Below are 22,164 nucleotides of genomic sequence, written 5' to 3' on the forward strand. Positions count from 1 at the left end.
GATTCCTTGATTTTTGCTTACTATTCGCTGGCATGACGACCTCTTCGAAAGCAAAGCAGCGCGTTGTTTTTCGTGATGTTCGGGTGTTCGACGGTGTGTCCGACAAACTCGTCGCCGGGGACGTTCTCCTCGACGGGGACCGCGTGGTGGGGGTCTCGGAGTCCCCGATCGGTGACGAACCGGGACGCGAGACGCATGTGATCGACGCCGGTGGACGGGTCCTCATGCCGGGCATGTCCGACGCGCACGTCCATCTCGTGGGCAATGCGAACACCTACGTCGACATGGTCATGGGCTCGGAGAGCCACATCGCGATCAACGGTCTCGCCGAGGCCAGGCGCATGCTGCTGCGCGGGTTCACCGCGGTTCGGGACATGGCCGGCGACACCGGCAGCATCAAGTCGGCCATCGACAGCGGACAGTTCGAGGGGCCGCGGATCTATCCGTCACAGGCCGCGGTGTCGCAGACAAGTGGGCACGGCGACTTCGGGTTCGTCTACGACACTCCAACCGCCCTGTCCGGCGAGGAGTCCCGCGCGGAGAAGATCGGCTTCATGCGGGTCGCGAACGGTGAGGCGCAGGTGCTGGCCTCGGTCCGCGAACAGTTGAAGAAGGGTGCGTCCCAGATCAAGGTGATGGTCGGTGGCGGTGCGGCATCGATGTACGACCCCCTGTACACGGTGCAGTTCACTCCCGCCGAGTTGCGGGCGGCGGTGAATGCGGCGACCGACTACGGCACCTACGTCGCCACGCACGTCTACAACGTCACCGGAATCCACCGCGCCGTCGAGGCCGGCGTCAAGTCCATCGAGCACGGTCACCTGGCCGACGAGCCGACGATCGCCATGCTGGCCGAGCGGGAGGTGTGGCTGTCGATGCAGCCGTTCGCGCTCGGTGACCACCACTACCCGGATCCCGACCGGGCGGGGAAGGACCGGGAGATCTGCACCGGTACCGACCAGGTGTACCAGTGGGCGAAGAAGCACGGCGTGAAGGTTGCGTGGGGCACCGATCTTCTCCTCGAGCCGCAGTTGGCCGCCAGGCAGAGCGAGATGGCGGCCCGCCTCGGCGACCACTACAGCAACCTCGATGCACTGCGGATGCTGACATCGGGGAACGCGGAGCTGTTCCGCCTTGCGGGCGAGCGTGACCCCTACCGGCAGGCGCAGTTCGGTGTCATCGCCAAGGACGCATGGGCCGACCTGCTGCTCGTCGACGGCAACCCGCTGGAGGACCTGAACCTGCTTGCGGATCCGGGAAAGAACCTGGCCGTCATCGTGAAGAACGGTGAGATCGTCAAGAACACCCTCTGACCCGGCTCGTCGAGCCATCCATCGAACCCGAACAACACTGTCACGCGCGCGCCGTCGACTCGTCGAACGGCCCGGGAGGAGAGGTGTGAGTTGGTCGAGACCACGACGGCGGAACCGGAGAAGTTCTGGGAACCGATTCCCGGATCGCTCGCGTCCGCGAGGGCAATAGAGCTCGACGGGCCGTGGGGGCACGTGTTCGGCCCCCTCGACCTCGACATCGACGAGGGTGGGGTGACGGTGCTCGCCGCGCAGTCCGGTGCCGCTCGGACCGCGCTGCTCATGGCACTGTGCGGCCGAATGCGCCTGTCGGGCGGAACCCTGACCGTGCTGGGCCACACGAACAAACCCGCGAAGGTGTTTGCGGAGTCCGCCATCGCGTGCGTGAACGAAATCGACGACGTCAGCCCGTCGGTCACCGTCCGTGACATGGTCACCGAGCAGTTGCGGTGGCAGTCGCCGTGGTACCGGTTCGTTCCCAGGGTGCACGAAGACGGTGTGGAGCGAATGTGCGCGGAGGTGTTCGGTGACGTGCCGCTGCCGGCGCTGAACGCCTTCGTGGACGACCTCCCCGAGATTCAGCAGTTGCTGCTGCGTATCGCGGTGGCGAACACCCGCCGCCCACCGTTGCTCGTCGTCGGGCGCATGGACAAGATCGCCGACGACGACGAACGGCTCGGACTCCTCGAACGTCTTGTGGCACTGGGGGAGAAGCAGTCGGTGATCACCGCGGACGTCAACCCGCTCCCGCCGGGCACCGGGGTGCGGGCGGTGGTCGACATGCACGGGTTGCTCGGCGCGGGCGACATCGGCGTCATGACCGAGGGGAGGTGACCCATGCTGGCAGGAGTGTCCCTCGGAAGTGATTCGAAGCGGTACTTCCGCGGCACCATGCCGCGGATCGCGATCATCACGATCATCCTCATGCCCCTGCTCTACGGTGCGATGTACCTGTGGGCGTTCTGGAACCCGTTCGGCGCGGTCGACAAGATCCCCGCCGCGATCGTCAACAACGACACCGGCCGCACCGCGGACGGACAGCAACTCGACGCCGGTGACCAGGTGGTCAAGTCGCTCATCGCGTCCGGACAGCTGGACCTGGCCGAGGTCTCCGACGAGGAGGCATCCGAGGGCCTGGCATCCGGGAAGTACTACTACACGATCACCCTGCCCGAGAACTTCAGCGCGGCGGTCGAATCGCCGAACGGGGACAACCCGGAGAAGGCGGAGCTGATCTTCACGTTCAACGACGCCAACAACTACCTCGCGACCATCATCGGGCAGGACGCCTCGGAACAGGTCATCAACCAGGTCAACTCGACCATCGGTGCGCAGGGCGTCGGGCAGGTTCTCACCGGCCTGCAGAGCGCAGGCTCCGGACTGAAGCAGGCCGCCGACGGCGCCGACCAGTTGGCCTCCGGGATCGACACCGCCAAGAGTGGGGCGGACCAGCTCAGTTCGGGTGCGAACGAACTGGCGACGAACATGGTCACCGCGGAATCCGGATCGGCACAACTGGCAAGTGGCGCAGCTCAACTCGCGACGGCGATCGACGGTGCCACCACCCCGTTGATCAATGCACTGGGCAGTGGTGCAGTCCCGAACGTCAGCGGCCAGGTGTCCGAGCTCCGGCAGTCGTTGGAGGCGCTCGGGAGCCGGCTGCCCGAGTCGGCACCTGCGCCCGCCACCGCGGTCTCGCAAGCACTCGACATCCTCAGGCAGAGCTCGGATCCCCTGGTGCAGCGGGCCGTGGCCGCGCTGTCGCCTCTCACCGCCCAGCAGGTGCGTGGTGACACCGGGGAGCTGCAGGCGGAGATCAGCCGCCTCAGCGAGGACGCCCGCGCGGTCGAATACCAGCTCACGGACCCGAGCAGCCCGCTGCAATCCGGGCTGGCGATGCTGCAGAACGGTGGGATCGCGTCGGATCTTCAGCAGTTGCGCAGTGGTGCGGACGAACTCAGCGCCGGTGCGGCCACGCTCAGCTCGGGGATGGTCCAGTTGACCGATGGCAGCAACCAGCTCGCCAGCGGTGCCGGTCAGCTCGCGTCCGGGATGGTGGAACTGCAGTCCGGATCGCACGAGCTCGCCACCGCGCTCGAGCAGGGGGCCGGACAGGTTCCGAGCTGGACCGACGAGCAGAAGACCGCGACGGCGGAGACCCTGTCGACTCCGGTCGGCCTCAAGCAGGACTACACGAACATGGCGCCCACCTTCGGTACCGGTTTCGCGCCGTTCTTCCTGTCGCTGGCGCTGTTCGTGGGCGGCATCATCACCTGGATGCTGTTGACCCCGTTGCAGTCCCGGCCCACGGTCGGTGGGCTGGGCCTGTACCGAACGGTGCTCGCGTCGTACTGGCCCGCGCTCCTGGTGGGGATCCTGCAGGTGATCGTCATGTACACCGTCGTCCACTTCGGTGTCGGGCTCGACGTCAAGCACGTGCTCGGCACGATCGCGTTCCTGATGCTCATCTCCGCGACCTACCTGGCGATGATCCAGGCATTCAACGCGGTGTTCGGGATCGCGGTCGGGCGTGTGGTGACCCTCGCCTTCCTGATGCTCCAGTTGGTCTCCGCGGGCGGCATCTACCCCGTGCCGACGACCGCCAAGCCGTTCCAGTACATCCACCCGTTCGACCCGATGACCTACACCGTCAACGGGTTGCGACAGCTCACCATCGGTGAGCACGTCGACTCCCGGTTGTGGATCGCGATCGCAGTACTGGTCGGCATCCTGGTCGTGAGCCTCACCGCCAGCGCGCTCTCCGTCCGCCGCAACCGCCAGTACACCATGGAGCGGCTCTACCCACCCCTGGAGGTGTGACCAGGAGAAACCATCCGGTGACCGGGCGGTGTGCGGTACCGAAGCCCGGAGATTTCCCTCAACCTCTGTGATCTGTGGAACCGAGTATTGGAGAGAAGATGTCTGATTCCTTTGCAGCTCCGGCAGAAACCCTCGCCCCGGCGTACACGGGGCGGCTCGGAACCGATCCGGTGCCGGCGCTTCGCATGCCGAAGTCCGAAACGGATCCGGAAGCCGCCTACCGGTTCATCCACGACGAGCTGATGCTCGACGGCAGCTCGCGACTGAACCTGGCGACCTTCGTGACCACCTGGATGGATCCGCAGGCCGATCGCCTGATGGCCGAGACGTTCGACAAGAACATGATCGACAAGGACGAGTACCCGCAGACCGCGGAGATCGAGACCCGGTGCGTGAACATGGTCGCGGCCCTGTTCAATGCGGAGGACCTCGACGAGTCCGATCCCTCGTCCGCCACCGGGGTGTCCACGGTCGGCTCCTCGGAGGCGGTCATGCTCGCCGGTCTCGCGCTGAAATGGCGCTGGCGCGCGGCACGGGAGGCTGCGGGCAAGGACACGGCGCGGCCGAATCTCATTCTCGGCAGCAACGTCCAGGTCGTGTGGGAGAAGTTCTGCCGCTACTTCGACGTCGAACCGAAGTACCTCCCGATGGCGAAGGACCGCTACGTCATCACCCCGGAGCAGGTGCGGGAGGCCGTGGACGAGAACACCATCGGCGTGGTCGCGATCCTCGGCACGACCTTCACGGGTGAACTCGAGCCGGTCGCCGAGATCTCCGACGTCCTCGACGAGATCGCCGCGAAGGGCGGACCGGACGTGCCGATCCACGTCGACGCCGCCAGCGGTGGCTTCGTGGTTCCCTTCCTGCATCCCGAACTGAAGTGGGACTTCCGCCTTCCCCGGGTGGTGTCGATCAACGTGAGCGGCCACAAGTACGGCATGACCTATCCGGGTATCGGGTTCGTCGTGTGGCGCTCGAAGGAGTACCTGCCGGAGGACCTGGTCTTCCGGGTCAACTACCTCGGCGGTGACATGCCGACCTTCACCCTGAACTTCTCGCGTCCGGGCAATCAGGTGGTGGGCCAGTACTACAACTTCATCAGGCTGGGTGTTGCGGGGTACACCCAGATCATGGAGTCGCTCCGGGACACCGCCCTGATGATCTCGGCGGAGCTGTCCAAGATGGACGACATGCACGTCATCACGGACGGCACCGCGATTCCCGTGCTGTCGTTCGAAGTTGTCGGCGATCCGGGGTACACGGTGTTCGACATCTCGCACGAACTGCGCGCCCGTGGCTTCCAGGTTCCCGCCTACACGATGCCTGCCGACGCGGAGGACGTCGCGGTCCTGCGAATCGTGTTGCGGGAGGGCTTCAGCCGGGACATGGCCTACAAGCTGGTGCTGGCGATCAGGGATGTCGTCGCCCGGCTGAAGGAGGGTACCGAGCACACCGCGAAGGGATTCGCGCACTGAGTTCGTGGCCGGGCCGTAGCTGACGGACAGGGGAGGTGCGGGTGCGGATGAGCACCGGTACCTCCCCTTTTCCGTGCCGGAAGGAGGTCGAGGTGGCCGGGACCGTGGACGGACCGCTGCGGCGCACACTGCGTTACCTGAGCATCACCGACCCCGGCCACCAGCGACTGCGCAGCGGACTGATCACAGTCACCGCGCTGGGATTGGCGGTGGCCGCGCTGGTTCTCCACGCCACGGTCGCCGAACTGCCGCTGTTGTGTCTGGGCATCTGCACCGGCGTGGCGGTCACCGTCTTCGTGCGCACCGTGGTGTTTCCGGAGACCCCACTGCGCGAGATCAACAGTCTGCTGGAGGCATTGCGTGCGGAGAGCCGGTCCGGGTTGGACGTGATCCGGCGCAGTGCAGGTTCCGATGGCTCCGCTCCGAGCCGAACCCTCGACCGGATCGAGACCACGGCGATGATGATCGAGGACTGGATCGACCGAAACGACACGAGGTCGTGTCTGGGTGTCGAGAGCGCCGAGTTCTCCCGCGCCGTCTTCGATGCTCAGGTGACCACCGAGGAGGCATTCGCCTTCATGGCCTCCCTCTGGCCGCGCAGAGGTGCCTGTGTGAGCCGGGCCGCCGACGAACTGGCAGACGTGTTGCGCCCGAACCCGACCGCGGAACATGCCTCGGATTCGCTCGTACGAGCGCGGGCCGCGGCCGAGTCGGTGGACGCCGATACCGAGGAGGGATTCGCAGCGCAGCTCGCCTACCGGGCGGTGGAGGCGCACGCGACGCTGGGGCAGCTGGGTCGCCGAACGCCGGTGGCGCCGGACACCGCGCGTGAGCATCGCGCATCACGGGCGGAGGGCGGCGACTCTTCCGTCCGGTCGGCGAGCGACCGTGCGGCCGTACAGGTCGCGGTCGCGGTCGCGGCGACCGCCGCGATGGTCGCGGGTTCCCTCGTCAATCCGGGACATTGGTACTGGGCGGTGGTCACGGCCTTCCTCGTCTACACCGGTACCAGCACCCGCGGGGAGGTGCTCGCCCGCGCGGGTGAGCGGGTGGTGGGAACGATCGTTGTCGGATCTCCTCGACCGGTGTTCCGGCACCGCAAAGGGAGTGGGCACTGCCGCGGAGGTGGTCGCCACGACTCGGGCCCTCGACGCGAGACTGGCCGTGGTGCGGGCCGCGGCGGTGCCGCTCATCGAGGACCCGATGACGCGAGCCGACGGTCCGTGGCGTGGTTCGAGCGTCGGTTGCGCGAAACGAACAGGGGGGCGCACGCGTTGGCCAGGGCAGGTGCCGTCACGGTGCCGCAGCAGGAACCGGCCTGCGGCGCCGGACGTGCACTCGAATCGGTGATTCGGGACGTGCAGGGAAACATCGAGTTGGTGCGCCGACGCAACGCCGGACACCGGGGCGGAACCACGGTCCGTCTCGATGACGCCGCGGTGACCGGTCACGTGGGGCGGTCCGGGTCCGCAGATCCGGATCAGTGTGTCGCGACGCTGCTTCCACCGCTGATCCGGATCAACCGATCACTCGTCGCGCTGGTCGAGTAGCGACTGGTGCGCACGCGACGGCCGGGACGGCGGCGGGACTCACTCGACCGCGTCGGCGAACTCCTCCGCGGGCCGGTCGTCCTCGCCGAGGCAGACGGCAGAGGCGGCGAAGAAGCACAGCGCGCCGACGAACGTGCCACCGACGGCGAGCGCCGTGTCCAGGGACGTGCCGTCCTGGGTGACGAACGCGCCCGCTGCCGAGATGCCGAACGCGATCGACCCGAGCATGTTCAACCACACGCTCTGCCAGTCCCTCGAGCCCGGTTCCCAGATCTGGTTGGCCCGCAGCAGAATCAGGACGGCCAGTGCACTGCTCGCGAGAAAGGCCACCGATCCCTCGGCATTGGGATTCCACACGAGGTGCATTTCCCCCTTGATCGTGTGTGCGTGCAGCGCAGCTCCCGTGCTGATGTTGAACAGCACCGTCCCGAGGAATTGGATTGCTGCGGACAGCCACTCGGCTCGAATCGCCGGCTTGCCGTGGTCCGTGGTGGTCGCAGGACCGCTCAACACCAGCTGAACGAACGCGGCGGCGGTGAAGAACCACGATCCGATGAAGAATGCGGTGTTGGCGGCCCCTGTGCCCATCGCAGTGGAGATCCAGGGGGCGGAACCGAGGGCGAACAGCAGAGAGCCGACGACGAATCCCCACGATTGCATGCGCAGAGTCGGGTGAATCAGCATGCGGCGCAGTCTAGTTGGTTCAGTGGTGGGATTGCCCGATTTGGGGGTGCGGCGTGCCGAATCGTCACGTGTCGCGGCCGTCGCGTCGCCGGCGTGTCAGACCAGCCAGGCGGCCGCGTTGCCGGGCAACGCCCCGTCGACGAGCGGCGCGCTCGCGAGCAGCAGTTGTCCGGGCGGCAGCGGGATCGGGGCATCGGTGGAGTTGAGCGCGCAGATCAGCCCGCCACGTCGCCGGAACGCGAAGCATCCGGGCGGGCTTCCGTACCAGTCGATCTCGGTCCCGGTGAACTCGGGACGCTGGCCCCGCAGTTCGATCGCCGAGCGGTACAACGACAGCATCGAGCCGACGTCCTCGAGCTGTGCCTCCACCGTCAGCGCCGCCCAGTCCGCCGGCATCGGCAGCCAACTCGAGTCGGCGGTGGTGAACCCGTACGGCGCCTGCGAGCCCTGCCAGGGGAGCGGGACACGGCAACCGTCGCGGCCGCGCTCGGTGTGCCCGGATCGCTCCCACGCGGGGTCCTGCAGCGCCTCGTCGGGAAGGTCGACGTTCGGGAGCCCCAGTTCGGCGCCGTTGTAGACGAACACGGCGCCGGGCAGTGCGAACTCCACCAGGGTCATCGCCCGCGCCCGCGCCCAGCCGACCGCGCCGCCGCCGTACCGGGTCACCTCCCGCTCGACGTCGTGGTTCGACAGGGTCCACGTCGGTGTCCCGCCGACCGCGGCAACGGCGGCCAGCGAGTTGTCGATCGCGGCGCGCACCTGTTCGGCGCCGAACTCGGCCTCGGCGAGCCGGAAGTTGAATCCCAGGTGCAGTTCGTCGGGCCGGATGTACTCGCCGAAGCGCTCGTTGTCGCGGACCCAGATCTCACCCACGGACATCGTGTCGGGGTACTCGTTCATCACCTTCCGGATGCCGCGGTGGATCTCGTGCACACCCGGGTTGTTGAACCGCGGGTCGTCGTCGTCGTTGCGCATGAGCTCGTTGAGGTCCCAGTCGTGGTCCGGCAGGCCCTCCGGCTTCGCCATACCGTGCGCCACGTCGATCCGGAATCCGTCGACGCCGCGGTCGAGCCAGAACCGCAGGGTCGTGTACAGGTCCTCGGCGACCTCGGGGTTGTCCCAGTTCAGGTCGGGCTGCTCGCGGGCGAAGATGTGCAGGTACCACTGGCCGGGGGAGCCGTCGGCCTCGGTGACCCGGGTCCACGCCGGTCCGCCGAAGATCGACGGCCAGTTGTTCGGCGGTTCGTCGCCGTTGGCGCCCCGACCCTCGCGGAAGATGTACCGGCCTCGTTCGGGACTGCCCGGAGGGGCGGCGAGCGCGGCCACGAACCACGGGTGCCGGTCGCTGGTGTGATTGGGCACCAGGTCCATGGTGACCTTGATGTGGCGGGCGTGCGCCTCCGCGATCAGCGCGTCCATCACGTCGAGATCGCCGAACAACGGATCGATGTCGCGGGGATCGGAGACGTCGTATCCGTGGTCGGCCATCGGCGAGCGCATCACCGGGCTCAGCCAGAGGGCGTCGACACCGAGCAGTTCGAGGTAGCCGAGCCGGTCCCGGACCCCGATGAGGTCGCCGACCCCGTCACCGTTGCCGTCGGAGAACGAGCGAGGATAGATCTGGTAGAAGACGGCGTTCGTCCACCACCTGTCGCCTGCCCCCCGATCCGACGCCTCCGCAGCGTTGTCCACTGTGCTCACGTCCGTCACAGTGCCACACGCCGCCGACCGCCACGACTCGTAGGCGTGCGCGTCGCGACCCCGATTCCCGTCCGGCCCGGTGCGAGTCAGACGGGGGAGTTCACCATCGAGTCGGCGGCCATGTCGATGTACTCGACGAGCGCGCGCCGGTGCGGTGCGTCCATGGTCTGCTCGTCGATCGAATCGATCGCGATGTGCATGCAGCGCAGCCAGGCGTCCCGTTCGAGCGGACCGATCTTGAACGGGTGGTGCCGCATCCTCAGACGCGGATGCCCTCGCTCCTCCGAATAGGTGCGCGGACCACCCCAGTACTGCTCGAGGAACATCCGCATCCGGCGCTCGGCCGGTCCCAGATCCTCCTCGGGGTAGAGAGGGCGGACGATCTCGTCCTTCGCGACCTCTTCGTAGAAGCGGGCGATCAGTTTGCGGAACGTCTCGGCTCCACCGACCGCGTCGTAGAAGCTCATCTCGGCATCACTCATGGCGCCACCATTGTGCCTGGCTGATCGCGCTGCGTCGATGTGCGCCGGGAGCGCTGCGTCGATGTGCGGCCCGATGTCGCCTTCCGTTCACCGAATGTCCCGTGTTCGGTGGCACAAATGCACGTGCGTCGGCGCGTCATCCGTGGTCAACTGGGACAGGTCGTTCTCCGGAGGTCGCATGAAGCACCGACACAGCACCCGCACGCACCGACAACTCGAGCCCGCCGACGCCCGTGACAGGCCGGTGTCGGGGGCTTCCCCGCTGTATGCGATCGACGAGGGCAACAGACCCTCGCACCCCGGAGAGGATGCGGTTCCCTCCTGGGTGAAGCGTCGGGTGCTGCTGCTCAACGCGACTTACGAACCACTCACCGCACTCCCCATCCGCCGCGCGGTCGTGCTGCTGGTCTGTGACAAGGCCGATTCCGTGCACGAGGATCCGCTCGGGCAGGTCATCCACTCCGCTGGTTGTTCGGTGCAGGTGCCATCCGTGATCCGGCTGCGCAAGTACGTGCGCGTGCCGTATCGGGCGCGTATCCCGATGACCCGCGCCGCCCTGATGCACCGTGACCGATTCCGGTGCGCCTACTGCGGTGACAAGGCGGAGACCATCGACCACGTGATCCCCCGCAGTCGCGGCGGCGAGCACTCGTGGGAGAACTGCGTCGCCTGCTGCGCCCCCTGCAATCACCGCAAAGCAGACAAACTGCTCAGCGAGCTCGGGTGGACGCTGCGCGCGTCGCTGGCCCCGCCGAAGGGCCAGCACTGGCGGCTGCTCGCCGCGACGAAGGAACTCGATCCACTGTGGCTCCGGTATCTCGGAGAGGGTGCGGCCTGAGCCGGTTTTCCCGGGGCCGAGAGCACATTTTGGCTGCCAGTGGGCTACCTTTGCCGGGTGAGCATTCTCGAGACAACGCTGATCTTCGTCGGGATTCCCGTCGTCGTCATCGCGATCATCGCGGGGCTGTGCTATCCGGCCACGCGTGATCCAAGTCCCAAGCCCCCGCGCTACACCCTGGACAAGAAGTGGACCCACGAGCCGGTGCTCTGGTCCGCCACTGACGAGGTGACGACCCGCCCCGGACACCACGGTGGACACGCGGCGATCGAGGCCGGTTCGGCAGATCTGATCGGAGGTTCGGCAAGTGGCAGGTGGTAACCGTTTCCCGGCAGTGATCGAGGCCGATCTTCCGGTGGGGTCGGCGGTGACCTCCAGCGGTCGCGTGTCCGCGGTGCACCGGGTCGGCGAGCCGCTCGACACCGCGCTCCCGTTCGACACCGACGAGCTGGTCGCGCTCGACGACGCGCTGACCGACGCGACCCGCGCGACGAAGGTGCGCTTCAACGCGTACGTCGGCCCGCTCGGCACGGACCCGGCCGCCGGCGTCACCGAGCTGTTCCCGAACACCCCCGACGCGGAGCGTTCCGTGCTCATCGCGGTCTCCCCGAACCAGCGGGTCATCGAGGTGCGTTCCGGCAAGGACGTGGCCGACCGCGTCACCGACCGTGTCGCGCAGCTCGGTGTGACGGCGGCCGTGTCGTCGTTCGCCGACAACAACCTGATCGACGGTCTGATCTCCGCGATCCGCGTGATGAGCGCGGCCATCGCCAAGCCGTAGCAGCGCAGTCTCGACCAGAGGGGGTGTCCCTCGCCCGATCGGGCGAGGGACACCCCTTTTCGGCTATTCGGCGTCGAACGCGCGGGCGGCCAGGGACCGGACGATGCCGGCCCGGCCCTCGACGACGAGGCGGCGCAGCGCCGGCGGATGCTCGCCGGCCAGGAACGCGTCCGCCGCGGCCACCGAACCCTCGCTGATCGACCACGCCGGGTACAGCCCGACGACGACCGTCTGCGCGACCTCACTCGAGCGGCGCTCCCACACCCCGGCGATGTCGGCGAAGTAGCGCGCCACGAACGGCTCCAGCAGTTCGCCCTGGCCGGGCCCGGCGAAGCCGCCGATGATGGACCGCGCCGTGATGTTCGCGACCGAGTCGTCGCCCACGACCGTCGCCCACGCCTGCTCCTTGACCGCGGCCTGGGGGCGCGCCGCCCGAGCCGCGGCCGCCGCCCGTGCCCCGGCCGCGGTCGGGTCGCGCTGCGCCTCGGCGTCGATGAACGGCGACTCGGGACCCTCCGAGTCGACCTCGCCGGCCGCCGCCAGCGCGGTCACCACGCGCCAGCGCAGGTCCGTGTCGACGGTCAGTCCGGGCAGGCCGACCGTCTCCGGCGCGGCGTCCAGCAGTTCGGCCAGCACCTCCGTGTGCCACGGCGACAGCTGCGCCCCGGTCAGCGCGTTGACGAACGCGAGCTGGTGGTCGGAGCCGGCCTCTGCCTCTCGGGCCAGTTCGAGCAGCCGGTTCGCGAAATCCGGCCAGCCGGCCTCGCTGGCCCAGCCGGGTTCGGCATAGGACGCCAACGCGGTGTGCGCCTGCATCAGCAGCCGCTGCACGACACCGACCTCGGTCTCGGCGCCGATGCCGCGCTGCACGAGGGCGACGAAGTCACGCGCCTTGAGCTCGGCCTGCCGGGTCATCTCCCACGCAGCCGACCACACCAGCGTGCGGGGGAGCGGGTCGACGATGTCGCCGATCCGGGCGATCGCGGTCGCGAGCGACTCGGGGTCGAGCCGCACCGAGCAGTACGTCAGGTCGTCGTCGTTGACCAGCACCAGCTTGCCGCGGGAATTGCCGACCAGCTCGGGAACCTCGGTGCGCGGGCCCTCGACGTCGAGTTCGATGCGCTCGGTGCGGACCAGCTTGCCGTGCGGGCCGTCGTCGTAGACGCCGATCGCGAGCCGGTGCACGCGCGTCTCGCCCGCCCCGGGTGCGGCACCGTCCTGCAGCACCGCGAACGAGGTGAAGTTGCCGTCGGCGTCCACCTCGAACTCGGGCCGCAGGATGTTCAGGCCGGTCGTCTTGAGCCACTGCGCACCCCAGTCGGACAGGTCGCGTCCCGACGAGCGCTCCAGGGCCGCGAGCAGGTCGTCGAAGGTGGCGTTGCCGTAGGCGTGCTCGGCGAAGTAGGCACGCAGTCCCGCCAGGAACGGTTCCAGCCCGACGTACGCGACGAGCTGCTTGAGCACCGACGCGCCCTTCGCGTAGGTGATGCCGTCGAAGTTCACCTCGACGGCGGCGAGGTCGGGGATGTCCGCGGCGATCGGGTGGGTGGACGGCAGCTGGTCCTGCCGGTACGCCCATGACTTCTCGACGTTCGCGAAGGTCGTCCAGGCGTTGGTGTACTCGGTGGCCTCGGTCTGGCACAGCACCGACGCGAAGGTGGCGAACGACTCGTTGAGCCACAGGTCGTCCCACCACTTCATCGTGACCAGGTCGCCGAACCACATGTGCGCCATCTCGTGCAGCACCGTCTCCGCGCGGCGCTCGTACGAGTAGCGGGTGACCTTGGACCGGAAGACGTAGTCCTCGAGGAACGTCACCGCGCCTGCGTTCTCCATGGCGCCCGCGTTGAACTCGGGCACGAACAGCTGGTCGTACTTTCCGAACGCGTACGGAATCCCGAAGTTACGGTGGTAGAAGTCGAAGCCCTGCTTCGTCTCGGTGAACAGGCGCTCGGCATCCATGTGTTCGGCCAGCGAGGAACGGCAGTAGATGCCGAGCGGAACGTGGCCGTGCTCGTCGGAGTACGAGTCGGTCCACTGCGCGTACGGTCCGGCGATCAGTGCCACCAGGTAGGTGCTCATGCGTGGGGTGGTGCGGAAGTGGTGCTCACCCGGCGTCGCGACCAGGGTCTCGACGGTCGCGGCGTTCGAGATCACCTTCCAGTCCACCGGCGCGGTGACCCGGATGTCGAAGGTGGCCTTCAGGTCCGGCTGGTCGAAGCACGCGAACATCCGCTTGGCGTCCGCGGTCTCGAACTGCGAGTACAGGTAGACCGCGTCGTCGGTGGGGTCGACGAAGCGGTGCAGTCCCTCGCCGGTGTTGGTGTACAGGCAGTCGGCGTCGATCACCAGCTCGTTGCGGGCCGCGAGGCCGGTGAGCGCGATCCCGGTTTCCTCCGAGTAGCCGGAGATGTCGACCGGGAGGCCGTTGAGGGTGGCCGAGTGCACGGTCTTCGCGATCAGGTCGATGAACGTCGCGCCGCCCTCGGAGGCGTCGAACGTGACCGTGGTGCGGGAGCGGAACGTGCTCTCGCCCGGGGCCCCGGCACCGTCGGTCAGGTCCAGGTCGACGGCGTAGTTGTCGACGGTCAGCAGCGCCGCGCGCTCTGCTGCCTGCTCGCGGGTCAGGTTCGGTGGGGCCACGTTTCGACGCTCCTCGGGATTGGATTCGGTAACGGACGACCCCTATCCCATCACGCGCGGGCGACGCGATCGACCGCTCACCCGAAGACGTCGTCCAGCGCGACCGCCGGATCGGTCAATCGATCGACGTCCACGGGCTGCCGGGAGCCGACGAGTTCCTTGACGTCGTCGGTGACGTCCCAGACGTTGACGTTCATTCCCGCCAGCACCCGGTTGTCCCCGTCGAGCCAGAACGCGACGAACTCGTGCCGGGCGGCGTCACCACGGACCGCCACCCGCGCATACCCGTGCGGGGCGTACCCGACGTACTCCATGCCCAGTTCGTACTGGTCGGTGAAGAAGTACGGCAGGTTCGTGTACTCGGCCGGGTGCCCGAGCATCGTCGCGGCCGCGACCGCAGGCTGGTTGAGGGCGTTGGCCCAGTGCTCGACGCGGATCCGGGCGCCGAGCACCGGGTGCTGCTGGGCGGCGATGTCGCCGATCGCGACGACATCGGGGTCGCTGGTGGTCAGGGACGCGTCGACGAGGACGCCCCCGTCGACGGCCAGACCGGCGCTCTCGGCGAGTTCGACGTTCGGTTGCGCGCCGACCGCGACCAGCACTGCGTCCGCATCGACCACCTCGCCGGTGCCCAGGCGCACCCCGGTGGCGCGCCCGCCGGCGACGACGACGGCGTCCACCGCGCTCTCGAGGCGCAGGTCGACACCGTGCTCGCGGTGCAGTTCGGCGAACAGGGTCCCCATCTCGGGACCGAGCGCCCCCAGCAGCGGGAGCGGCGCGGTCTCCACCACGGTCACCATGGCGCCGTGTCCGCGGGCGGCCGCGGCGACCTCGAGGCCGATCCATCCGGCACCGACGATCACCAGCCGAGCGCCGTGCCGCAGTGTCGCGAGGAGCGCGTCGGACTCGTCCACGGTGCGCAGGAAGTGCACTCCGTCGGCGCCGGAGCCGGGGATCGGGGGCCGTCGCGGTCGGGAACCGGTGGCCAGCGCCGCCTTGTCGTAGTGAACGGTGCTGCCGTCGGGGAGCGTGACGGTGTGGGCCGCGGGGTCGAGTGCGGTGACGGTGGTGCCCAGGCGCAGGTCGATGTGGTGGTCGCGGTACCAGTCGGAGGGGTGCACGGTGAAGTCGGCGAGTGGCTTGCCGCCGATCAGGTGGTCCTTCGACAGCGGCGGCCGCTCGTACGGCAGGTGCTCCTCCGCGCAGAACAGAACGATCCGGCCGTCGAAGTCCTTCTCTCGCAGTGCCTGTGCGAGTTTGGCGCCGGCGAGCCCACCGCCGACGATGGCAAAGGTCCGGCTCGTTGACATCGGTCACCCTCCGGGGTCCGCGGGTACGTCCGTACCTGTCGACCGTACTGCCCGGCCGCGGTGGGCGGGAAGCAAACGCGGCAGGTGTTGGTTGATCCCACAGGACGACTGTTCCCACCGACGAGTGATGGAGATGCGCGTGAGCGAGAGCCTGCAGAAGGACACCGCCGATTTCTGGTTCGACCCGCTGTGCCCGTGGTGCTGGATCACCTCGCGCTGGATTCTCGAGGTGGAGAAGGTTCGCGACATCGACGCCCGGTTCCACGTGATGAGCCTCGCGGTGCTCAACGAGGGCAAGGACCTCCCGGAGGAGTACCGCGCGATGATGGAGAAGGCGTGGGGCCCGGTCCGCGTCGCGATCGCCGCCGCGCAGGCACACGGGGACGAGGTGCTCCGCCCGCTGTACACCGCGATGGGCACCCGGATCCACAACGAGGGCAACAAGGACTTCGGTGTGGTGATCGCCGAGTCCCTCGCCGAGGTCGGGCTGCCCGCCGACCTGGCATCCGCCGCCGACACCGACGTCCACGACGAGGCGCTGCGCGCGAGCCACAAGGCGGGTATGGACGCGGTGGGCGACGACGTCGGTACCCCGACGATCCACGTCAACGGCGTGGCGTTCTTCGGTCCGGTGCTCTCGCGGATCCCGCGCGGCGAGGACGCCGGCCGGGTCTGGGACGGCGTCGTCGCGATGGCGTCCTACCCGCACTTCTTCGAGCTCAAGCGCACCCGCACCGAGGGCCCGTCCTTCGAGTAGCGGCGCTTCGCGCCCGTGCGCGCTTCCGGTGGCCAGGGCTACCGGAAGCGCGCACAGGTGGCGCGGCCGCCTAGATCATCGAGCGGTGGATGCCCTGCGGCTCGCCACCGAGCTCGGTGAGCGCGGACGCGTAGAAGATCGAGCCCGGCACGTGGATCGCGTGTGACAGGCCCGCGTGCGCGTCGCGCCAGAACCGCTGCAGCGGCAGCTTGTTCTGCAGCGCGCCGCCACCGGAACGGGCGAAGATCTCGTCCACTGCCCGCACCGCACGCCACGCGGCGGCGGTCTGGGTGCGCCTGCCGACGGCCCGCTGCTCGAAGGTGACCTCCTTGCCGCTGTCGGTGATGTCCCAGAAGCGGTCCACCGTCTCCAGGATCGCGGCGCGGGAAGCAGCGATCTCCGCGGCCGCCTCACCGATCGCGAACAGCACGTGCGGATCCTCCTTGATCGGCACGCCGGTGATCGCCACCCGGTTCTTCTGCGTGGCGATGTGGATCGCCAGGGCGCCCTCGGCGATGCCGATCAGCGAGGAGGTGATGCCGAGCGGGAAGATGCACGAGAACGGGAAGTTGTACAGCGTCTCGGGCCGGCCGGCGTTCTTCGGCGCGGTGCCGTCGTACACCGTCGCGGAGTCGATGGTCCGGTGCTCGGGAAGGAATGCGTTCTTGACGATCAGGTCCTTGCTGCCGGTGCCTCGCAGGCCCACGACGTCCCAGCTGTCCTGGTCGATCTCGTAGTCGCTGCGCGGCAGCAGCACGTGCAGGATCTTCGGCGGCATCTGCGGCTTGCCGTTCTGATCGCCGACCATCGCGCCGATCATCACCCACTGGCAGTGGTCGGTACCCGAGGAGAACGACCAGCGGCCGTTGAGGATGTAGCCACCGTCGGTCGGCACCGCGACACCCATCGGCGCGTACGGTGACGCGATCCAGGTGTCCTGGTCCTGACCCCAGACCTCCTCCTGCGCCTTTGGATCGAAGAACGCCATCTCCCACGGGTGCACGCCCACGATGCCGCTGACCCAGCCGGTGGCGCCGTCCATCGCGCCGATCGCCATCGCGGTCTCGGCGAACTCCCGCGGGTGCACCTCCAGGCCCCCGTGACTCTTCGGCTGCAGCATCCGGATCACGCCGGCATCCTTCAACCGCTTGGCGCTGGCGTCGGTCAGGCGCATCAGCTTGTCGCCCTCGACACCGTCCGCGCGGATCTCGTCCGCGTACTGCTCGATCCGATCCAGGACCTGCCCCATGACTTCCCTCATCTCTGACGTCGGTGGTCCGCTTCCTCCGGAATACTAGAACACGTTCTAGTTGGTTAGGGGCGAAAGAACACTCGCCCGTGCCGGGACCGGTCCCGGAGTGCGCTTGCCCGCCAGGTGAGCACCGGATGGCCGGCGAGCAGGTTCACCAGCCAGGGGAAGAATCCGGTCTCGGTGCGTGCGCGGTCGGCCATCTCGTGGAAGCCGACCAGTCCCAGCAGGTACTTGCCTGCGCCCATGACCCCGATCGCCCCGGCGGCGCCGTCGGGCCGGTAGCACAGGCCGTGGTTGTCGGCCGTGTACTCCTGCGCCCGTGAGAGCGCCGAGCCGAGCACCGGGATGTAGTTCGACGCGAACATCCCGAGCTGACGCCAGTAGGAGGCGTGCCCCGCAGCGATGTGCCCCACCTCGTGGCCGATGATGAACGCCAGGGCCTCCGGGTTGCGGGCCTGCCCGCCGACCTCGAACAGGTCGCTGTAGACCACCACGTACCGACGGAACCCGTGTCCGGAGGCGAACGCGTTGATCTGGCCGTTCCCGAGAACGACGTAGCCGTCCGGCACCTCGGCCATGCCGAAGCGAGCCGCGGCGTCGACGAGCATCCGGTATCCGTCGGGGAACTGTGTCGGCGACATCTTCACGCCGTTGACACGCTGCGCCGCGTACATCCGACCCCGTGCGAGGTACACCAGAACCGGGGCCGCCAGCAGGAGCGTCGCCACGTAGTCGAGACTGCCGCTCAGCAGCATGCCGAGCGCCGTCAGGTATGCGATTGCGGTGACCCCGACCGCGAGGACGAGCAGCGGATTCTCGAACCGGTGCCGGGCCGGCATCCCCCACGGAGACAGTCCGCGGGGCGGAACCACTTGCGGCGGTGGGAAACCCGGCGCAATCGGGGGCATGGGTGCGTGTCCCGGTGCGGGCGTGTACTGCTCCATGTGTTCCGACTGTAGGCGTGGGCGCCTCGTTCGCCCGGTTGCAGACCTGTCAGAATTGGGCCATGCGCGTATACCTGGGTGCCGACCACGCCGGCTTCGAGCTCAAGAACACCATCAAGGACCATCTGATCGCGAACGGGCACGAGGCCATCGACTGCGGGGCGCACGAATACGACGCCCTCGACGACTACCCGGCGTTCTGCATCGACGCCGCGCGCCGCGTCGTCGAGGACGAGGGCAGCCTCGGCATCGTGCTCGGTGGCAGTGGTAACGGCGAGCAGATCGCGGCGAACAAGGTGCCCGGCGCCCGCTGCGCGCTGGCGTGGAGTGTCGAGACCGCGCAGCTCGCGCGTCAGCACAACAACGCCCAGCTGATCGGAATCGGCGGCCGCATGCACTCGGTCGAGGAGGCGCTCGCGATCGTCGACGCGTTCCTCGCGACCCCGTGGTCGGAGGAGGAGCGCCACCAGCGTCGCATCGACATCCTCGCCGAGTACGAGCGCACCGGCGTCGCCCCCGCCGTCCCGGGCGCCGAGAACTAAACACGCATGCCCGAGGGGCACACCCTCCATCGACTCGCGCGGGAGCACCAGCGACACTTCGCCGGTGCTCCCGTTCGTGTGTCCAGCCCGCAGGGCCGGTTCGAGGCCGGCGCGGCAGCCGTCGACGGGCGCGTCCTCGAACGGGCCGAGGCCGTCGGGAAGCACCTGCTCCACCACTACGAGGGCGGCCGGATCGTGCACGTGCACCTGGGCCTGTACGGCAAGTTCACCGACCTGCCACTGCCGATGGGTGAGCCGGTCGGGCAGGTGCGGATGCGCATGGCCGGTGCCGACATCGGCACCGACCTCCGAGGCCCGACGGCCTGTGAGATCTACGACGAGCCCCAATTGCGCGCTCTCGAAAGCAGACTCGGCCCCGACCCTCTGCGTTCCGATGCCGACCCAGACCGGGCCTGGCGCCGGATCTCCAAGTCCCAGACCGCGATCGGGTCGTTGCTGATGGATCAGGCGGTGCTCGCCGGTGTCGGCAACGTGTACCGCGCCGAGGTCCTCTTCCGGCACGGCATCCACCCCGAGCGGCCCGGGTCGAAGATGAGTCGCGGCGAGTGGGACGAGATCTGGGCCGACCTGGTCGCGCTGATGGCCGTCGGCGTGGACGCCGGAGTGATGCACGTGGTGCGTCCCGAACACGACAACGGTGCGCCTGCCTACGCGGTGGACCGGCCGCGGACCTACGTCTACCGGCGCGTGGGGGAGTCGTGTCGGGTGTGCGGTACGCCCGTCCTGCACGCGGTCATGAAGGGCCGCAACCTCTTCTGGTGCCCGACCTGTCAGCCCGCCTGACGCACACAGCGGCCCGGGTCCGAGGACCCGGGCCGCTGCCGTTGTTCGTGACTCAGAAGTCGAAGCCGCCGTCGAAACCGCCGCCGTCGAAGCCGCCGCCGCCCCAGTCGCCGCCGCCCATGTCTCCGCCCCAGTCGCCACCGGCGTCGCCGCCCATGTCGCCACCGGCGTCACCGCCCATGTCGCCACCGTCGCCGCCGCCGGCCTCCAGTCCGTCCTGGTAGCCGTCGCCGTAGCCGTTCTCGAACGCCTGGGCGTCATACGGGACGCCGGACATGCCGCTGAACATCGCGGAGAACAGCATCATCGAGCCCAGACCCCACGCGCCGGCGACCAGCGCCGGCTTCCACCACGGCTCGGAGTACCAGCCGGCCGGGACCGGGCGGCCGGCAACCCGACCGCCGGGGTAGTAGTTCGGGGTGGCCGCGGACGGGTTCGGCGAGGCCGAGACCTGCCGGCCCTCGAACTCGATCTGCCGGTCCTCGGTGACCTGGCCCGCGGACTTCTGACCGTCGATGCTTGGCACCTCGGGGCCGGGGTCCATGCCCATCGCGGTTCGTGCGGCGCGGATGTAGTAGAGGCCCTCGAGCGCGGTCTGCTTGGCGAGGCGTGCCTGTGCCGGGGTGTTGGCCTGCTCGATCTGCGAGCCTGCCGCGGTGTAGCGCTCGGAGGCGTCGGCGAGCGCCTGCTTGGAGGCGTCGTCGGTGCCGGTCAGGTTGTAGACCTGCCCGCCGAGCCGCTCGATCGACTGCCGGGCGTCGGCCTTGGCGTCCTCGAGTTGGTTTGCGGTGTGCCCGGCGGTCTTCTTCTGGCTCTTCATGACCAGGTAGACGACGGCGCCGAGGACGACGAGGATCAGGAGGAGTTCCACGCGAGACCTTCCAGTCGAACCAGGCCCGACACGCTTTCGAACGCGGCGGGGCGATGATTCGAGCACAGGGACAAATCGGACAATCACAGGATACCGGTGATTCGACACCGCCTCCTGTTCTCCTATCGTGAAACGCCGGAGTTGTCGGTGGCCGATGCGAACATGTGTTCGTGTCCAACCCCGAAGCGCATGAGGCGTCGATCCTGCACGCCGATCTCGACGCCTTCTACGCGTCGGTCGAGCAGCGGGACGACCCGTCGCTCCGCGGAAGGCCGGTGATCGTCGGCGGCGGGGTGGTCCTCGCCGCCAGCTACGAGGCCAAGGCCTTCGGTGTGCGGACCCCGAGCAACGGTGCCCAGGCGCTGCGGCTGTGCCCGCAGGCCGTGGTCGTGCGGCCTCGGATGAAGGCGTACGCCGAGGCAAGCAAGGCCGTGTTCGAGGTATTCCGGAACACCACCCCGCTGGTGGAGGGCATCTCGATCGACGAGGCCTTCCTCGATGTCGGGGGCCTGCGCCGGGTGTCCGGCACTCCGGTCGAGATTGCCACCCGGCTCCGGCGTGAGGTCCGTGAACAGGTCGGGCTGCCGATCACCGTCGGGATCGCCCGCACCAAGTTCCTCGCCAAGGTGGCCAGCGCCGTCGGCAAACCGGACGGGTTGCTGCTCGTCCCTCCGGATCGTGAGCTCGAGTTCCTGCACCCGCTGCCGGTCGAGCGGTTGTGGGGTGTCGGTGCGGTGACGTCACGCAAGCTCCGCGATTACGGCATCGCCACGGTGGGGCAGATGGCGGCCCTACCGGAACGCGAGCTCGCCGCCGTGGTGGGGCAGGCGGCGGGACGACACCTGCACGCGTTGGCCTGGGCGCGGGACCCGCGCCGCGTGCAGACGGGCGCCCGGCGACGCTCCATCGGCGCCCAGCACGCCCTCGGGCGCCGGCCGCGATCCCAGGATGAGATCGACGTCCTCGCCGCGGCACTGGTCGACCGCGTCACCCGTCGACTGCGCCGAGCAGGCCGGGTCTGCCGCACCGTGGTGGTGCGGATGCGGTTCGCGGACTTCACCCGAGCCACCCGCTCGTTCACGCTGCCGCAGGCGACGGCGCGCACCGAGACGATCCTGTCGGCGGTGCGGGCCCTGCTCGACCAGGCGCGGCCGCTGATCCTCGGTCAGGGGCTGACGCTGATCGGGGTCGCACTGACCAATCTCGACCGCGAGGGCGCCGAGCAGCTGGCGCTGCCGTTCGACGCCGGGGTCGGGGCGCCCGAGCGGGCGTCGCGGGACGTCACCGCCCTCGACACCGCACTCGACTCGGTGCGGGATCGCTTCGGCGCGGTGGCCGTCACACGGGCCGCGCTGCTCGGGAAGGATCGGGGCCAGAGCGTCCCGATCCTTCCCGACTGA

Annotated in this window: 20 protein-coding genes; 12 read left to right on the forward strand and 8 right to left on the reverse strand. The window is 68.6% G+C overall.

The features are described 5' to 3' along the window. Positions 1-32 precede the first annotated feature (32 nt). The 5 genes from ACWEPG_RS11150 (at position 33) to ACWEPG_RS11170 (ending at position 7,155) form a co-directional block, all read left to right on the forward strand. Positions 33-1,313: an amidohydrolase family protein gene (locus tag ACWEPG_RS11150; RefSeq protein ID WP_450115903.1), complete on the forward strand. Its 1,281-nt coding sequence runs from the start codon at positions 33-35 to the stop codon at positions 1,311-1,313. 90 nt (positions 1,314-1,403) lie between these two features. Continuing rightward, positions 1,404-2,144 carry an ATP-binding cassette domain-containing protein gene (locus ACWEPG_RS11155; RefSeq protein ID WP_450134269.1) on the forward strand — a complete coding sequence of 247 codons (741 nt, stop codon included), beginning with the start codon at positions 1,404-1,406 and terminating at the stop codon, positions 2,142-2,144. A gap of 3 nt (positions 2,145-2,147) precedes the next feature. Next, positions 2,148-4,130: a YhgE/Pip family protein gene (locus ACWEPG_RS11160; RefSeq protein ID WP_452594388.1), complete on the forward strand. Its 1,983-nt coding sequence runs from the start codon at positions 2,148-2,150 to the stop codon at positions 4,128-4,130. A gap of 98 nt (positions 4,131-4,228) precedes the next feature. Next, positions 4,229-5,605 (forward strand): glutamate decarboxylase, encoded by a 1,377-nt coding sequence (locus ACWEPG_RS11165; protein WP_450115906.1) that lies wholly within the window; start codon positions 4,229-4,231, stop codon positions 5,603-5,605. Positions 5,606-5,697: 92 nt separating this feature from the next. Beyond that, positions 5,698-7,155 carry an FUSC family protein gene (locus tag ACWEPG_RS11170; RefSeq protein ID WP_450115907.1) on the forward strand — a complete coding sequence of 486 codons (1,458 nt, stop codon included), beginning with the start codon at positions 5,698-5,700 and terminating at the stop codon, positions 7,153-7,155. 39 nt (positions 7,156-7,194) lie between these two features. Here ACWEPG_RS11170 and ACWEPG_RS11175 read toward each other — a convergent pair whose 3' ends face one another. The 3 genes from ACWEPG_RS11175 to ACWEPG_RS11185 form a co-directional block, all read right to left on the reverse strand. After that, a complete protein-coding gene (locus ACWEPG_RS11175; RefSeq protein WP_450115908.1) occupies positions 7,195-7,839 on the reverse strand; it encodes a hypothetical protein in 645 nt (214 codons plus the stop codon). Positions 7,840-7,935: 96 nt separating this feature from the next. Further along, positions 7,936-9,531: a glycoside hydrolase family 13 protein gene (locus tag ACWEPG_RS11180; protein ID WP_450115914.1), complete on the reverse strand. Its 1,596-nt coding sequence runs from the start codon at positions 9,529-9,531 to the stop codon at positions 7,936-7,938. Between the two features lie 95 nt (positions 9,532-9,626). Further along, on the reverse strand, positions 9,627-10,022 hold the full coding sequence (locus ACWEPG_RS11185) for a globin (RefSeq protein WP_450115909.1): 396 nt from the start codon (positions 10,020-10,022) through the stop codon (positions 9,627-9,629). A 178-nt stretch (positions 10,023-10,200) separates the two neighbouring features. Here ACWEPG_RS11185 and ACWEPG_RS11190 point away from each other — a divergent pair, with 178 nt between their 5' ends. Genes ACWEPG_RS11190 through ACWEPG_RS11200 form a run of 3 tightly spaced genes read left to right on the forward strand, consistent with a single transcriptional unit; the run spans position 10,201 to position 11,641 of the window. Continuing rightward, positions 10,201-10,860, forward strand: coding sequence for an HNH endonuclease (locus tag ACWEPG_RS11190; protein ID WP_450115910.1), 660 nt, complete (start codon positions 10,201-10,203; stop codon positions 10,858-10,860). A 57-nt stretch (positions 10,861-10,917) separates the two neighbouring features. Then, positions 10,918-11,181 (forward strand): aa3-type cytochrome oxidase subunit CtaJ, encoded by a 264-nt coding sequence (ctaJ, locus tag ACWEPG_RS11195; RefSeq protein ID WP_450115911.1) that lies wholly within the window; start codon positions 10,918-10,920, stop codon positions 11,179-11,181. Next, positions 11,168-11,641: a DUF5130 domain-containing protein gene (locus ACWEPG_RS11200; protein WP_452594389.1), complete on the forward strand. Its 474-nt coding sequence runs from the start codon at positions 11,168-11,170 to the stop codon at positions 11,639-11,641. The genes ctaJ and ACWEPG_RS11200 overlap by 14 nt, the downstream gene beginning before the upstream one ends. Positions 11,642-11,704: 63 nt before the next feature. Here ACWEPG_RS11200 and pepN read toward each other — a convergent pair whose 3' ends face one another. Beyond that, a complete protein-coding gene (pepN, locus tag ACWEPG_RS11205) occupies positions 11,705-14,284 on the reverse strand; it encodes an aminopeptidase N (protein ID WP_452594390.1) in 2,580 nt (859 codons plus the stop codon). A gap of 77 nt (positions 14,285-14,361) precedes the next feature. Continuing rightward, a complete protein-coding gene (locus tag ACWEPG_RS11210; RefSeq protein WP_450112063.1) occupies positions 14,362-15,594 on the reverse strand; it encodes an NAD(P)/FAD-dependent oxidoreductase in 1,233 nt (410 codons plus the stop codon). A gap of 133 nt (positions 15,595-15,727) precedes the next feature. Here ACWEPG_RS11210 and ACWEPG_RS11215 point away from each other — a divergent pair, with 133 nt between their 5' ends. Next, positions 15,728-16,351, forward strand: a complete 624-nt coding sequence (locus ACWEPG_RS11215) for a DsbA family oxidoreductase (RefSeq protein ID WP_450112064.1) — start codon at positions 15,728-15,730, stop codon at positions 16,349-16,351. 70 nt (positions 16,352-16,421) lie between these two features. Here the strand turns inward: ACWEPG_RS11215 and ACWEPG_RS11220 are convergent, their stop codons facing one another. Both ACWEPG_RS11220 and ACWEPG_RS11225 read right to left on the reverse strand, forming a co-directional pair. Continuing rightward, positions 16,422-17,600 carry an acyl-CoA dehydrogenase family protein gene (locus ACWEPG_RS11220; protein ID WP_450112065.1) on the reverse strand — a complete coding sequence of 393 codons (1,179 nt, stop codon included), beginning with the start codon at positions 17,598-17,600 and terminating at the stop codon, positions 16,422-16,424. Between the two features lie 65 nt (positions 17,601-17,665). Further along, positions 17,666-18,547, reverse strand: a complete 882-nt coding sequence (locus ACWEPG_RS11225) for a M48 family metallopeptidase (protein ID WP_450112066.1) — start codon at positions 18,545-18,547, stop codon at positions 17,666-17,668. Positions 18,548-18,609: 62 nt separating this feature from the next. Here ACWEPG_RS11225 and ACWEPG_RS11230 point away from each other — a divergent pair, with 62 nt between their 5' ends. Both ACWEPG_RS11230 and ACWEPG_RS11235 read left to right on the forward strand, forming a co-directional pair. Continuing rightward, entirely contained in the window at positions 18,610-19,089 is a 480-nt protein-coding gene (locus ACWEPG_RS11230) for a ribose-5-phosphate isomerase (RefSeq protein ID WP_450112067.1), read from the forward strand. Between the two features lie 6 nt (positions 19,090-19,095). After that, entirely contained in the window at positions 19,096-19,893 is a 798-nt protein-coding gene (locus ACWEPG_RS11235; RefSeq protein WP_450112068.1) for an Fpg/Nei family DNA glycosylase, read from the forward strand. Positions 19,894-19,945: 52 nt separating this feature from the next. Here the strand turns inward: ACWEPG_RS11235 and ACWEPG_RS11240 are convergent, their stop codons facing one another. Next, positions 19,946-20,764 carry a DUF1542 domain-containing protein gene (locus ACWEPG_RS11240; RefSeq protein WP_450112069.1) on the reverse strand — a complete coding sequence of 273 codons (819 nt, stop codon included), beginning with the start codon at positions 20,762-20,764 and terminating at the stop codon, positions 19,946-19,948. A gap of 164 nt (positions 20,765-20,928) precedes the next feature. On the opposite strand from ACWEPG_RS11240, the gene dinB reads away from it, so the two are divergent. After that, entirely contained in the window at positions 20,929-22,164 is a 1,236-nt protein-coding gene (dinB, locus tag ACWEPG_RS11245) for a DNA polymerase IV (RefSeq protein WP_450112070.1), read from the forward strand.

This window comes from Rhodococcus sp. NPDC004095 (genome assembly GCF_053604015.1).

What these genes read in the sequence shown, in the direction of transcription:
- ACWEPG_RS11150 (WP_450115903.1), top strand. Translation starts at nt 33, where the DNA reads ATGACGACCTCTTCGAAAGCAAAGCAGCGCGTTGTTTTTCGTGATGTT.
- ACWEPG_RS11160 (WP_452594388.1), top strand. Translation starts at nt 2,148, where the DNA reads ATGCTGGCAGGAGTGTCCCTCGGAAGTGATTCGAAGCGGTACTTCCGC.
- ACWEPG_RS11165 (WP_450115906.1), top strand. Translation starts at nt 4,229, where the DNA reads ATGTCTGATTCCTTTGCAGCTCCGGCAGAAACCCTCGCCCCGGCGTAC.
- ACWEPG_RS11175 (WP_450115908.1), bottom strand. Translation starts at nt 7,839, where the DNA reads ATGCTGATTCACCCGACTCTGCGCATGCAATCGTGGGGATTCGTCGTC.
- ACWEPG_RS11185 (WP_450115909.1), bottom strand. Translation starts at nt 10,022, where the DNA reads ATGAGTGATGCCGAGATGAGCTTCTACGACGCGGTCGGTGGAGCCGAG.
- ACWEPG_RS11190 (WP_450115910.1), top strand. Translation starts at nt 10,201, where the DNA reads ATGAAGCACCGACACAGCACCCGCACGCACCGACAACTCGAGCCCGCC.
- ACWEPG_RS11210 (WP_450112063.1), bottom strand. Translation starts at nt 15,594, where the DNA reads ATGTCAACGAGCCGGACCTTTGCCATCGTCGGCGGTGGGCTCGCCGGC.
- ACWEPG_RS11215 (WP_450112064.1), top strand. Translation starts at nt 15,728, where the DNA reads ATGCGCGTGAGCGAGAGCCTGCAGAAGGACACCGCCGATTTCTGGTTC.
- ACWEPG_RS11220 (WP_450112065.1), bottom strand. Translation starts at nt 17,600, where the DNA reads ATGGGGCAGGTCCTGGATCGGATCGAGCAGTACGCGGACGAGATCCGC.
- ACWEPG_RS11225 (WP_450112066.1), bottom strand. Translation starts at nt 18,547, where the DNA reads ATGGAGCAGTACACGCCCGCACCGGGACACGCACCCATGCCCCCGATT.
- ACWEPG_RS11230 (WP_450112067.1), top strand. Translation starts at nt 18,610, where the DNA reads ATGCGCGTATACCTGGGTGCCGACCACGCCGGCTTCGAGCTCAAGAAC.
- ACWEPG_RS11235 (WP_450112068.1), top strand. Translation starts at nt 19,096, where the DNA reads ATGCCCGAGGGGCACACCCTCCATCGACTCGCGCGGGAGCACCAGCGA.